The following is a 12629-nucleotide window of genomic DNA, read 5'->3' as shown; positions in this document are numbered from 1 at the left end:
TCGGAAGTAGCGTCAGCCGCACCATGGAGACTTCAGAGGTCGCCTCCTCCCAGGCGAAGCGGATCCGCCCCCACCACCTCGTGATCGGCCTCGGGGCCGGCGTCGCCGTCGCCGCCGCCGTGGTCGGCGGGGGCCTGCCCCTGCTGACCCAGTGGCACGACGACTCCCCCGTGCGCCGCGAGGTCTGGCACAACGTCCCCAGCGCGGTGAAGCTGGCCTTCTACCTGGTCGTCCCGGCGGCCATCCTGGCCGGCTCGATCCTCTTCGCCCAGCGCACCAAGAACTGGCAGCGGGGCGGCCCCGACAACCGGGCCACCACGGCCAAGAACGTGAAGCGGCGCATGGCCGACTTCCGGGCCGGCGTCTACATGAAGACCCTGCTGCGGGACCCGGCGGCCGGGATCATGCACTCGCTGATCTACTTCAGCTTCCTGATCCTGCTGGCCGTGACGCTCATCCTCGAGGCCGACCACCAGGTCCCCGAGTCGATGAAGTTCCTGCACGGCGACGTGTACAAGGCTTACTCCCTGGTCGGCGACCTGGCCGGCCTGGCCCTCTTCGCCGGGGTGGCCTGGGCCATCCTGCGGCGCTACGTGCAGCGGCCGTACCGCATCCGCATCAAGTCCAAGCCCGAGCACGCCCTGGGCCTGGGCACCCTGCTGTCGCTGGCCGTGACCGGCTTCGGGGCCGAGGCGTGGCGCATCGCCCTCGACGGGCGGCCCGCCTTCGAGCGGTGGTCGGTCATCGGCTACCCGCTGTCGGGCCTCATCGAGGGCAGTGGCACCCTCTCGGGCGGGCACCAGATCTGGTGGCTGGCCCACGTGGGCACGTTCGTGCTGTTCCTGGCCATCCTGCCGGTGACCATGCTGCGCCACATGTTCACCTCGCCGCTGAACATGTACCTGCGGGACAAGGAGCGCCCCAAGGGGGCCATGAAGGCCATGCCCAACCTGATGGAGACGGAGATGGAGAGCTTCGGCGCCTCGGTCGTCTCCGACTTCACCTGGAAGCAGCTCCTCGACACCGACTCCTGCACCATGTGCGGGCGGTGCACCAGCGTCTGCCCGGCCCATGCCACCGGCAAGCCCCTCGACCCCCGGGAGATCGTCCTCAAGACCGGCGAGGTCATGGCGGCCACCGGCGACCCCAAGGTCTCGCCCCCCATCGGGCTGGACTCCGACATCACCATCGGGGCCGACTCGCTGTTCGAGCGGATCACCCCCGAGGAGGTGTGGGCCTGCACCACCTGCAAGGCCTGCGACGAGATCTGCCCGGTCAACATCGAGATCCTGGACAAGATCCTCGACATGCGGCGCTACCTGTCGCTCATGGAGTCGAACTTCCCCACCGAGCTGGGCAGCGCCTATCGGGGCATGGAGAACAGCGGCAACCCGTGGGGCATGAGCCAGACGGAGCGGGCCAAGTGGACCGAGAAGCTGGGCGACGTGCCCATCGTGGACGGCACCTCGGCCCTGGAGCACGAGTACCTGTACTGGGTGGGCTGCGCCGGCAGCTTCGACGACAAGAACCAGAAGGTCACCCAGGCCATGGCCAAGCTGCTCCAGCGGGCCGGCATCGACTTCGCCATCCTGGGCCCGGCCGAGAACTGCACCGGCGACCCGGCCCGCCGCTCGGGCAACGAGTACATCTTCCAGATGCTGGCCATGCAGAACATCGAGACCCTCGACGGCATGGGCGTGAAGAAGATCATCACCCAGTGCCCGCACTGCTTCAACACGCTGCTCAACGAGTACCCGCAGCTGGGCGGGAACTACGAGGTGCTGCACCACTCGCAGCTCCTGGAGGACCTGACCGAGAGCGGGCAGCTCGACCTCAGCCGGGCCCGGCTGGAGGACCGCATCGTGTACCACGACTCCTGCTACCTGGGCCGCCACAACGACGTCTACCTGGCCCCCCGGCAGGTCATCGGCCGCCTGGGCGGCGTCGAGGTGGTCGAGGCGCCCCGCAACGGCACCAAGGGCATGTGCTGCGGCGCCGGTGGGGCCCGCATGTTCATGGAGGAGACCATCGGGACCAAGGTCAACGACGCCCGCTCCGCCGAGCTCATCGAGACCGGGGCCAGCCGGGTCGCGACCGCCTGCCCGTTCTGCTACATCATGATCGACGACGGCGTGAAGGGGGCCGGTAAGGACGAGGAGGTCAAGGTGGCCGACATCGCCCTGCACCTGGTCGAGGCCCTGGAGAACGGTGAGCGCCTGGACGCCGCCGCCGTCCACGCCGCGCCCCCCTCCACCACCGCTCCCACCTCCTGAGCCCGACCGCCTCGGCGCGGGGCGCCCGCGCCTGATGCACCTGAGGTCCAGCGACTCTGCTGGCCGTCTGGGCGGCGCGTGCTGGCGCCCGAGGCCTTCCTGGAGATCGCCGAGGAGAGCGCCCTCGCTCGTGACTCAGAGTGATCCGTAGGCCGAGCCAAAGCACGATCCGTGACGAAAAGTAGGCCGTTCGACCTAGACAGGTCGGCTCCGAGTCCGTACAGTGCCGGGCGTTGCCACCACTGAGGGTGGCTGATGCCCGGCGGCGCCCGGGTGCGTCCAGGAGGAACCCCGTGCCCGCCACGCCATCGCCCACGGCCACGTCGGCGGCCGCCGACCACCCGCCCCGCCTGGTCGAGGACCTCGGCCCCATCGGCGGCCAGGCCCTCATCGACGGGGTGATGATGCGCCGGGCCGGCGCCTGGGGGGCCGCCGTCCGCCGCAGCGACGGCACCATCGCCACCACGGTCACCGCCCTGCCCGGCGACGGCGACGGCGTCCGCCGCATCCCGCTGCTGCGGGGCTCGGTCGCCCTGTGGGAATCGGTGCGCCTCGGCACCCGAGCCATGCTGTGGGGCGCCCAGGAGCGCGGCACCGAGGACGGCAAGGGCTACTCGAAGGGCGGGCTGGCTCTCACCACCGCCATCGCCGGCGCCCTGGCCGTGACCTTCCTGGTGCTGCTGCCCGCGGCGGTGCCCAAGCTCCTCGGCCTCGACGGCCGGTGGGCCTTCAACCTGGTGGAGACCGGGGTCAGGCTGGCCGTCCTGGTCGGCTACATGGCCCTGCTGTCGCTGTCGCCGGAGGTGCGGCGCACCTTCGCCTACCACGGCGCCGAGCACATGACCATCCACGCCTACGAGCACGGCGTGGCCCTGGAGCCGGCGGCCATCCGCCGCTTCGATCGCCGCCACCCCCGGTGCGGCACCGCCTTCCTGCTGCTGGTGGTGCTGGTGGCGCTGCTGGCCCACGTGATCGTCGGCTCGCCGAGCTGGCCGGTGCTGGTGGCCAGTCGCCTGGTGGGCCTGCCCCTGGTGGCCGGCGTGGCCTACGAGGCCATCCGCCTGGCCGGGACCCGTCGCCACCAGCTGGTGGGGCGCATCCTGATGGCCCCCGGGTCCTGGTTGCAGGGCCTCACCACCGCCGAGCCCGACGACGACCAGATCGAGGTGGCCATCGCCGCCCTGCGGGCCACCACGTCCCTGGAGGACGGTGCGGCGAGCCCCGCCGGCACCGCCCCCGGCCCGGCCGCCGCCGTCCCGGTGGGGGTGGGGGCATGAGCGCGCCACCGGCCGCCGGCCGGCCCGCCCCGCTGTTCCGGGCCTCGTCCCTGGTCCGCACCAAGCCGGGCCGGACCGTGGTCCTGAGCCTGGCCATCGTCACCATGACCGTCGAGATGGGGTGGCTGCTGCTGCGCCCCGACGTCCACATCGGGAGCCTGGCCCTGTCGGCCTCGATCGTCCCGTCGCTGGCCCTCCTGCTGGCCCTCGGCACCCGGTCGGTGGGCACGCCGGGTGACCGGGATCGGCTGGTGCCGTTCTGGATCGCCATCCTGGCCGGCCTGGCCCTGGGGGCGGTGCTCTTCGCCCGCACCGGCGACCTGGCCGACCTGCTGGGCCTGGTGGTGGCGGCGGCCAACGAGGAGGTCGTCTACCGGTTCGCGGTGCCGGTGGTGATCGCCACCGCCCTGATGGTGGTGAAGGTGCCGGCCTCGCCGGCCCGGGTGGTGGGCTACCTGGCCGCCGGCGCCTGGTGGGTGCTGCTCCCGGGGCACCAGGCCCAGACCGACTCGGTGGCCGAGCTGCTCACCTTCGCGGCCTTCGCGGTGATCAGCGCCCTGGTGGTGTCCCGGTCGCGGGGCCTGCTGCCCATGAGCGCGGCCCACTGCGTGCTCAACGTCATCACCATCGCCCACACGAGGGGCGAGATCAGCGCCGGGGGTCGCAGCGCCCTGAGCGCCTGCCTGCTGTTCCTCCTGGTGGGCACGTTCGCCTGGCCGGGGGACCGGGTGGCGCGCCCCGCCGGCGCCGAGCGGGTCGAGGACGAGGACCTGGTCACCGACACCGTCATCGACCTGCGCGACGGCCAGCGACCGTCGGTGCGCCGCGGCGACCAGGTCACCTGGCTGGACGACGACGACCGGGAAGACGCCAGCCGGCGGTAGCCACGGCCAGCGGACTCGGCGGGTCAGCGGGTGGAGCCGGGGACCTCGTCGCGGACCTCGGCACCGGTCGGGCCGGTGTCGTCGCCGTGGTCGGGGTGGAGGCGGGCCCTGATGATGCGGCGCCACACGAACCACCCCACGGCGACCACGATGGCCAGCACCACCACGTACTGGACGTAGCCGATGATGGTCTCCACCTCGTCCTGGTAGGAGGAGGCGGCATAGCCGACGAGGATCAGCGCCGTGTTCCACACCAGGGAGCCGAGGGCGGTGTAGAGGGTGAAGCGCGCCTTGGGCATGCGGCGGAAGCCGGCCGGGATGGACACGACGGAGCGGACCAGCGGGATGCACCGGCAGACCAGCACGGCCAGGTCCTCGCGCCGGTCGAACCAGCCCTCGGCCTTGTCCAGGTCGCCCTCCTTGACCCCGAACCAGCGGCCCCGGCGGACCACGAAGGCCCGCAGCCGGTCGGGCCCGACCCAGGCGGCCACGGCGTAGAGCACCCAGGCGCCAGCCACGGAGCCGGCGGTGGCGGCCAGAACCATGCCGATCAGGGGGAGCACGCCGCCGTTCTTCTCGGCGTAGAGCCCGGCCGCCGGCAGCACCACCTCGGAGGGGATGGGCGGGAAGACGTTCTCCAGGGCGACCAGCAGGGCCACGCCGAGGTAGCCGATGGCATCGATGACGTCCTCGACCCAGCGGGACAGGTCCCCGAAGACGAAGTCGCTGAGGCCGGCGAGGATCATCGGCCGATCTTCGCCCCTGGCCGTCGCCGGGGCCAAGCCCTCCCCCGCGAGCGACGGCCGGTCGGCCGGGATCGTGCCGGCGCATCGATCGTCACCGAGCTGGCCGTCTCGTGTTCGGGATGCCTACCATCGGCCCGTCCGGCTCCCTCCGGACCGCCCCCACCCCTGGAGACACTGATGCCCACGCGTCGCTGGCGGGCCGCCTCCGCCGTCCTGACCCTCCTCGTGCTGCTGGCCCCGGCCTGCGGCGGCGACGACGGGTCCGCCTCGGGCTCGGGCCCGGTGCCCTCGTCGGTCGGCGACGGCACCGACCGCGAGCTGGAGGGGACGACCATCACCGTCTACAGCGGCCGGGACGAGGAGCTGGTCCAGCCCCTCATCGACCGGTTCGAGGCCGACACCGGCATCACCGTCGAGGTCCGCTACGGCGACTCCGCCGAGATGGCGGCCCAGATCCTGGAGGAGGGGTCCGAGACCCCGGCCGACGTCTTCTACTCCCAGGAGGTGGGGGCGGTGGGCGCCCTGGCCAAGGCCGACCTCATGGGCCGGCTGCCGGCGGAGGTGCTGGAGCGGGTCGACGAGCGGTTCCGGCCCCACGAGGGCACGGCGTGGGTCGGCGTCACCGGCCGGTCCCGGGTCATCGTCTACAACCCGGACCTGGTCGACGACCCGCCCGAGAGCGTCCTCGACCTGACCGATCCGCAGTACGAGGGCCAGGTGGCCTGGGTGCCGGGCAACGCCAGCTTCCAGTCCTTCGTCACCGCCTTCCGGGTCACGCGGGGCGAGGATGCGGCCCGGCAGTGGCTGGAGGACATGCAGGCCAACGGGGTCGACGGCGACTACGAGAGCAACGTCGACGTGCTCGACGCGGTGTCCAACGGCGACATCGCCCTCGGCCTCATCAACCACTACTACTGGGCCCGGGCCCTCCCCGAGGTGGGCGGGGCCGAGAACATGGGGTCGCGGCTGATCTTCCCCAAGGGCGACGACCCCGGCGCCCTGGTCAACGCCACCGCGGTCGGCGTGCTGGCCGGGGCCGAGGACGAGTCGGCGGCCCAGGCCTTCGTGGAGTACCTGCTGTCGGAGGCCGGCCAGTCGTACTTCGCCGAGGAGGTCTTCGAGTACCCGTTGGTCGAGGGGGTCGACGACCCCGAGGGCGTGCCCCCCCTCGAGGAGCTGGAGGGCCCGGCCATCGACCTGACGGACCTCGACTCGCTGGAGGAGACGCAGTCCCTGCTGTCCGAGGTGGGGCTGATCAGCTGACCGCCACCGCCACCCCCGTCGACACCGCGGGCCCCGGCTCGGCGGGTCCCGACCGGCCCGGGCCGGTGCCGGCCCGTCGTCGGGCCCCGGCCGGCCTCACCGTGCTGGCGGCGGCGGTCGGCGTGGCCGTGGTGGCCCCGCTGGGGCACCTGGCCCTGCGGGCCACCGAGCGGGGGTGGGACGAGGTGGAGGCCACGGTGTGGCGGGCCCGCACCCTGGAGCTGGTGGGCCGGTCGCTGGGCCTGGCCGCCGCCGTGACCGCCGCCTCCCTGGTGATCGGGGTGGCCGGGGCGTGGCTGGTGGTGCGCAGCGACCTGCCGGGGCGGCGGGTGTGGCAGGTGGTCTTCGGCCTGCCGCTGGCCCTGCCGTCGTACGTGGCCGCCTGGGCGTGGATCGGCTGGCGGCCGGGGCTGGCCGGCTTCTGGGGGGCGTTCGTGGTGATGACCTCGGTCAGCTACCCGTACGTGTACCTGCCGGTGCTGGCCGCCCTGCGGCGGGCCGACCCGGCCCTGGAGGAGGTGGCCCGCTCGCTGGGGCGAGGCCCGGTGCGGGTGTTCCTGGCGGTGACGCTGCGCCAGGTGCGGGTGGCGGCCACCGGCGGCGCCCTGCTGGCCGGGTTGTACGCCCTGAGCGACTTCGGGGCGGTGTCGATCATGCGCCACCAGACCCTCACCCAGACCATCTACCGCTCGTACCGGGCCTCGTTCGACCGCACCCCGGCCGCCATCCTGGGCTGCGTGCTGGTGCTCATCGCCCTGGTGGTGGTGGCCGGCGAGGCGCGGTGGCGGCGGGCCGAGCGCCAGGACCGGGTGGGGGCGGGCACCGACCGGCCGCTGACGCCGGTGCGGCTGGGACGGGCCACGGTGCCGGCGTTGCTGGGATCGGCGGCCATGGCCGGCCTGGCCCTCGGGGTGCCGGCCTGGAACCTGGTCCGGTGGCTGCACCGGGGCACGTCGGTGGCCGGCCACGGCGAGCTGGCCTCGGCCGCCGGCACCACCCTGGGCCTGGCCGCGCTGGCCGCGGTGGTGACCGTGGCCCTGGCCCTGCCGGTGGGCGTGTTGTCGGCCCGGCACCCCGGCCGGTTGCCCCGGGCGGTGACCAGCGCGGCCTACGCCGGCCACGCCCTGCCGGGGATCACGGTGGCGTTGGCCATGGTGTTCTTCAGCATCCGGGTGGTGCCGGGGCTCTACCAGCGGACACCGGTGCTGATCGCCGCCTACGTGGTGCTGTTCCTGTCCCTGGCCGTGGGGTCGGTGCACGCCTCGGTGGCGTCGGTGCCGCCGGGCCTCGACGAGGTGGCCCGGTCGCTGGGCCGGTCCCGCTGGGGGGCGTGGCGGGCCGTCACCTTCCGCCTGGCCTCGCCCGGCATCGGGGCCGGGGCGGCCCTGGTGTGCCTGACGGTGATGAAAGAGCTGCCGGCCACCCTGCTGCTGCGCCCCCTCGGGGTCGACACCCTGGCCACCCGGCTGTGGGGCCTGACCGGCGCCTCCTCCTACGCCGCAGCCGCCCCCTACGCGGCGGCCATCGTGATCCTGGCCGCCGTCCCCACCGCGCTCCTCACCCTCCCCGGCCGGTCCCGCTGATGCCGGCCCCCCTCCACCCGTCGGCGCGGCCCTCCCCGCCCCGCCCCGTGCCGTCCGACGCTGGGTCAGCCACCGCCAGTCACTCCCGTCCCGGCATGACCCGCACGGACTCCGCTGCCCACGCCCCGTCCTGCAGCCCGCCGGACCCGATGGTGGCCCGGGCATGACCGAGGTCGCCGTCCGGTCCCTGAGCCGGACCTACGCGGCCCGGCCCCCGGTGACGGCCCTCGGCGGTGTCGACCTCGACGTGCCCGGCGGGTCGCTCACGGCCGTGCTCGGACCCTCGGGCTGCGGCAAGACGACGCTGCTGCGCATCCTGGCCGGCTTCGACCAGCCCGACGGCGGGACCATCACCTTCGACGGCGAGGAGGTCAGCCGGCCCGGCCGAGCGGTCCCGCCCGAGCGCCGCCGCGTCGGCATCGTCCCCCAGGAGGGTGCCCTCTTCCCCCACTTGGATGTTGCCGCCAACGTCGCCTTCGGTCTCCGGGGCCAGCGCGGGAGCCGGGTGGCCGAGGTGCTGGAACTGGTGGGCCTGGCCGGGTTCGAGCGTCGGCGGCCCCACGAGCTCTCGGGGGGACAGCAGCAGCGGGTGGCCCTGGCCCGCGCCCTGGCCCCCCGACCAGCGGTGGTGCTCCTGGACGAGCCGTTCACCGCGCTGGACGCCAGCCTCCGCGATGCCCTGCGCCGGCAGGTGGCGGCCACGTTGAAGGCGGCGGGCACCACCGCGGTGCTGGTCACCCACGACCAGGGCGAGGCGCTGGCCATGGCCGGCCACTTGGCCGTGATGCGCGAGGGCCGCATCGTCCAGGCCGGCCCACCCAGCGAGGTGTACCACCGACCCGTGGACGTGGACGTGGCCCGTTTCCTGGGCGAGGCCGTGCTGCTCCCGGCCCAGGTGGTGGGGGGACGCCTGGAGTGCGCCCTGGGCCCGGTGATCCCCATGGCCTCGCCCACACACGCCGGCTCGCCGGCCTCTGGTAGCGGCCCATCCGACCTGGACGCCCCAATCGCCGCCATCGAGGCCGGGGCCGAGGCCGAGACCAACGGGATCGGGCTCACCGTGTGCCTGCGCCCCGAGCAGGTGGGCCGAGACGACGCCTCCCCTCAGCGAGCCACGGTGACCGCCGTGCACTACCTGGGCCACGACGCCCTGATCGACCTCGTCGTCACGCCTGACGCCACCCCAGTGCGGGCCCGGTGGGTCAGCCTCGACCTCCCCCGCCCCGGCGATGACGTGGGCCTCGCCGTCCTCGGCCCCGTCGTCACCTTCCCCTCGACCTGACCCCGGGCGGTCATGGCTCTGGGCGGGCGTCGCTTCCGGACCCACCGCTATGCTCGCCCCTCACGCATCCGGCTCCGGCCGACACCTGCGGGTGTAGTTCAGAGGCAGAACATCAGCTTCCCAAGCTGAGAACGCGGGTTCGATTCCCGTCACCCGCTCCAAGCAAACCCCCAGGTCAGAGGCGTAGAGCGCCTCCCTGGAACCTCTCCGGAGGCCCGTCGGAGCCCCGCCCTGCCAGATCCGTGCCAGATCGGCTCGCCCATACCCAAGGCAGACCGAGGCTCGGCGGCGACGGACGCTGGCTGGCTACCTGAACATCCCCCTGCGGGATGACCATTGAGGTCCACACCCACCTCCCTTAGTCTGCGTTCATGGCCGCGACGCGGGAGGAAGTGCTGTCGACGCTCGCCTACGAGGCTGCACTCCGAGGCCAAGCAGTCGTATCGAGATCGGTGGAAGCCTTTCGCAGCCACGTAATCTTCGTCGTATCCGGCGGGAGCGTAACGCTCGGCTTCTTCGCAAACGCAGCTCTCAAAGCTCCAGATGTGGAGGACTGCTGGGTTGTTGCGAGCGCTTCCGCAACCGGAGCATTCCTTATAATGGCCATGGTTGCCCTCCGCCTTCGATCCGGCCTCGGGAAGGAGTTGGATCCGGGTTCGCTGCTGAGTCTTCCGCCCGCAGACGGTCCGTCAGTCCGGATGGCAGTAGCCCAGAAGGTCGCTAGCAACGTCAAGAGTTCAAACAGCACGCTTCGCGCCGCACAGAAGGAACTCTACTGGACGGTGGCGCTACTCGGCCTCTCCATCCTATTGTGGGTTATCACTGTCCTCGTCGGACAGCCTTAGCCCACAGGGAGGCGACTTGAGTGACCGATGTTCAGCCCGATTCGCCTGACGAGCCCATCGAAACTTCGGAGGACGAAGCCGAGCGCGACGAAGTTTGGAACTTCGTCGATCTAGACTTCGAGAATTTGGACGACATCGATCTACTCGGCGGGCCGTAGCGCTGAGCCCGTCGTCAGATCTCCTTCCCCCGTTCGGCGGAGGCTTGGGGAGACGTCAACCATTCCCGATAGTGGTTCCAGCGGCACGTGTAACGGGGCGCGTCGGTGACTTCCTCCCAGTCGGACCGATAGGTCGACAGGTGACCTGGAAGGTGGACCGCTAGGACTGAGATGCGCTCGGTTCCCCAGCCGGAATGGGCGACTGCAGATCCGTCGACTATAGCGGTGGCAACCACTGCTGGGCGGGGCTGATCGTTCGGGCCCGGACGGAGTGAGCGGTCGAGTATCTCGACAACCCAGACGAACTTCGGAAGTTGGATCTTGCTCACTGCCCGCGCTGCTCGCTCGTCCTCCACCACTTCGGAGTAGCTGCGTTTGAAATCGGTGCCGGTCATGGCGAAGCTACGGACGGCATAGCCGGCCGCCGTGGTCGTCTCGTTTGCCCGCCGAGTTCGAATGAATTCAAGCAGCGCCTGGGCCGCGTCGCTCATCGACGCCTCGTGGCCGGCTGCCCAGGTCTCCAACTGCTCGCAAGCTCCCGCGATAGCGTTGGCTCCCGCAGCTTCGGCGAGACCTCCTTCAAGCCACAGACCACGCGGCAGTGGAACTAGAAGCGAGAAGGGCCAAGACTTCGCCTCAAGGCGTGGACCGTCCAGCGTGTCGGAAATCAACTCATCGATTGACTCAAGTTGGAAGGGGCCGACTAGATCGTCGTTGACCAAAAAGGCGGAGACATCAGAGTGTGATGGATCGAGATCGGCATTCGCGTTTCCGGCTAGGTCTTCGTCACGGACGTAGCCGCATATGACCTGAGCGTGACCGCGATGGTTCCTCGCGAGAACCAAAGGCAATCCAGAGTTCAGGTATCGACATGCCGTTGCCGTCAAACTTTCTCGCAACCAAAACTCCAGGTCATCCCTGGACCTCCGCTCTCCAGGTACGTCCGGGGTCATGGCGTGCTCGTACATCGCAGGGCGATCAGTCCACAGTGCCGGACGACGTTTGATGAGTGTTCCTACGGTGATGGCCTCGGCGGGGAAACCAATGTTGCGGAGAACCTTCGCCAGCATCACATCGGTGAGCCCTGTAGAGGGATACCTCCGACTGAGGCTGGGATGCGGACCCTTAGACGGATTGAACTCGGCAGTCCGGAGACGATGGGCCAAGCCTCTGAGCACTGCGGTGTAGTGACACATCCAGGCAGCGACGTGGGCGCACCTCAGAAGTCGCCCGTCTTGCTCCATGAATGGCACGCCGTATGCCTGCGCTTGCAGGCCGAAGATGTCGACGGGCTCACGAACGATGGTCCGCACTCGCGTCTCGAGCGCCTCGCCTTCGGCCAGCTCCACCCGCTCTTCTACCGGCGACACAATTGACCGGCCAATTGTGCCGGGTGATTGGGGGCGCACAATGACGTAACCGAGGTATCGGCTCCGCGGGCGCTGTAGACCCTCATTCGCCACGTCGGCACGGTCTGTTGCTTCAGCCTCGTACGGCGTAAGCGCTGCCTCGAGACAGACTCGAAGGTCGACCTCTGCTGCGGGATCCTCGGTGTCTCGGAAGAAGTGCAGCCGTGCTGTGCGGTGATCATCTACACCGAAGGAATCCTCAAGGACGGCGCTGAACTCACTCCGATAGTCGATATCGAAGTACTCGAGTTCGAGCACAATGAGGCTCACGGTGCCGAAGGCCCGAAGGGTAGCCCTGGTAACGTCGGTGTCGCGTATCTGCTGGTCTTCGAAGAACAGCGTTAGGAGGTGCTCGTGAAACGCCGGACAGGGCTGTATCACCCGCGCGAGGTCCGCGTCTGTGCCCTTCGTTCGGTCTTGGCACACGACAAGCCCTCCCCGGGCCTCCGTCGGTCAGGAAGCGGCGGAGTGGGGGTCCTGTTCGCCTTGGAGGAGCACCAACGAGTCGGCCGAGTCGGTGTCGCCAATCGCGAACGCACCGGTCTCAGCGACCACGTCCTGACTCACGAACGTGTCGAGGCGACGACCGCGCGGGGCTCGGAAGATGCTGGGATGAGGGGCCATAGGTATCCCTGATTGCCGACCAGGGACGTCGGGTCGCTCGGTCTGGGGTGAGGTGAGCTTGCCCATGTCGGGTTGCTCCAAGCGGTCGACAGTAGCCGTGCCCCTTCGGTCGTGCAATAGCACATCTTGAGGGCTGGCTGAGGGATGCTGACATCGGGCCGCTGACGCAGTTTCGCACATATGTTCGTGTGGGTCAAACGGCGCAGTTGTAATATACCGATTTTTGGTATGTTGTCTAGTAGGTTCTTTTTCGAGACTGGATATGGCCCGTCGTCTTTCCCAGCA

The 12629-nt window shown here is 70.5% G+C and carries 10 protein-coding genes and 1 tRNA gene; 9 read left to right on the top strand and 2 right to left on the bottom strand.

The features are described 5' to 3' along the window. The first annotated feature begins 23 nt into the window (after nt 1-23). The 3 genes from VEW93_11120 to VEW93_11110 all read left to right on the top strand — a co-directional run bounded on the left by VEW93_11120 (nt 24) and on the right by VEW93_11110 (nt 4434). On the top strand, nt 24-2273 hold the full coding sequence (locus VEW93_11120) for a (Fe-S)-binding protein (GenBank protein ID HYI62339.1): 2250 nt from the start codon (nt 24-26) through the stop codon (nt 2271-2273). A gap of 293 nt (nt 2274-2566) precedes the next feature. Then, complete coding sequence (locus VEW93_11115; protein HYI62338.1) at nt 2567-3550, top strand: DUF1385 domain-containing protein; 984 nt, start codon at nt 2567-2569, stop codon at nt 3548-3550. Continuing rightward, on the top strand, nt 3547-4434 hold the full coding sequence (locus VEW93_11110) for a hypothetical protein (GenBank protein ID HYI62337.1): 888 nt from the start codon (nt 3547-3549) through the stop codon (nt 4432-4434). Before VEW93_11115 ends, VEW93_11110 begins: the two co-directional genes overlap by 4 nt. A gap of 23 nt (nt 4435-4457) precedes the next feature. Here the strand turns inward: VEW93_11110 and VEW93_11105 are convergent, their stop codons facing one another. Continuing rightward, the gene (locus VEW93_11105) at nt 4458-5180 is read right to left on the bottom strand and encodes a DedA family protein (GenBank protein ID HYI62336.1); all 723 of its coding nucleotides are present in this window, start codon (nt 5178-5180) and stop codon (nt 4458-4460) included. 177 nt (nt 5181-5357) lie between these two features. Here VEW93_11105 and VEW93_11100 point away from each other — a divergent pair, with 177 nt between their 5' ends. The 6 genes from VEW93_11100 (at nt 5358) to VEW93_11075 (ending at nt 10311) form a co-directional block, all read left to right on the top strand. Beyond that, complete coding sequence (locus VEW93_11100) at nt 5358-6443, top strand: iron ABC transporter substrate-binding protein (protein ID HYI62335.1); 1086 nt, start codon at nt 5358-5360, stop codon at nt 6441-6443. A gap of 65 nt (nt 6444-6508) precedes the next feature. Continuing rightward, entirely contained in the window at nt 6509-8026 is a 1518-nt protein-coding gene (locus VEW93_11095; GenBank protein HYI62334.1) for an iron ABC transporter permease, read from the top strand. Nucleotides 8027-8189: 163 nt separating this feature from the next. Beyond that, a complete protein-coding gene (locus tag VEW93_11090) occupies nt 8190-9308 on the top strand; it encodes an ABC transporter ATP-binding protein (GenBank protein ID HYI62333.1) in 1119 nt (372 codons plus the stop codon). A gap of 87 nt (nt 9309-9395) precedes the next feature. Then, nucleotides 9396-9469 (top strand) — tRNA-Gly (locus VEW93_11085). Between the two features lie 210 nt (nt 9470-9679). After that, on the top strand, nt 9680-10153 hold the full coding sequence (locus tag VEW93_11080; GenBank protein HYI62332.1) for a hypothetical protein: 474 nt from the start codon (nt 9680-9682) through the stop codon (nt 10151-10153). A gap of 20 nt (nt 10154-10173) precedes the next feature. Further along, entirely contained in the window at nt 10174-10311 is a 138-nt protein-coding gene (locus VEW93_11075; GenBank protein ID HYI62331.1) for a hypothetical protein, read from the top strand. Nucleotides 10312-10325: 14 nt separating this feature from the next. Here the strand turns inward: VEW93_11075 and VEW93_11070 are convergent, their stop codons facing one another. Next, a complete protein-coding gene (locus tag VEW93_11070) occupies nt 10326-12101 on the bottom strand; it encodes a hypothetical protein (GenBank protein HYI62330.1) in 1776 nt (591 codons plus the stop codon). Nucleotides 12102-12629: the final 528 nt, after the last annotated feature.

It is taken from the genome of Acidimicrobiales bacterium (assembly GCA_035630295.1).
GTDB lineage: Bacteria > Actinomycetota > Acidimicrobiia > Acidimicrobiales > Iamiaceae > Iamia.
The sequence above is the reverse complement of the archived record's forward strand: the minus strand, read 5'-3'. Positions and strand labels throughout refer to the sequence as shown.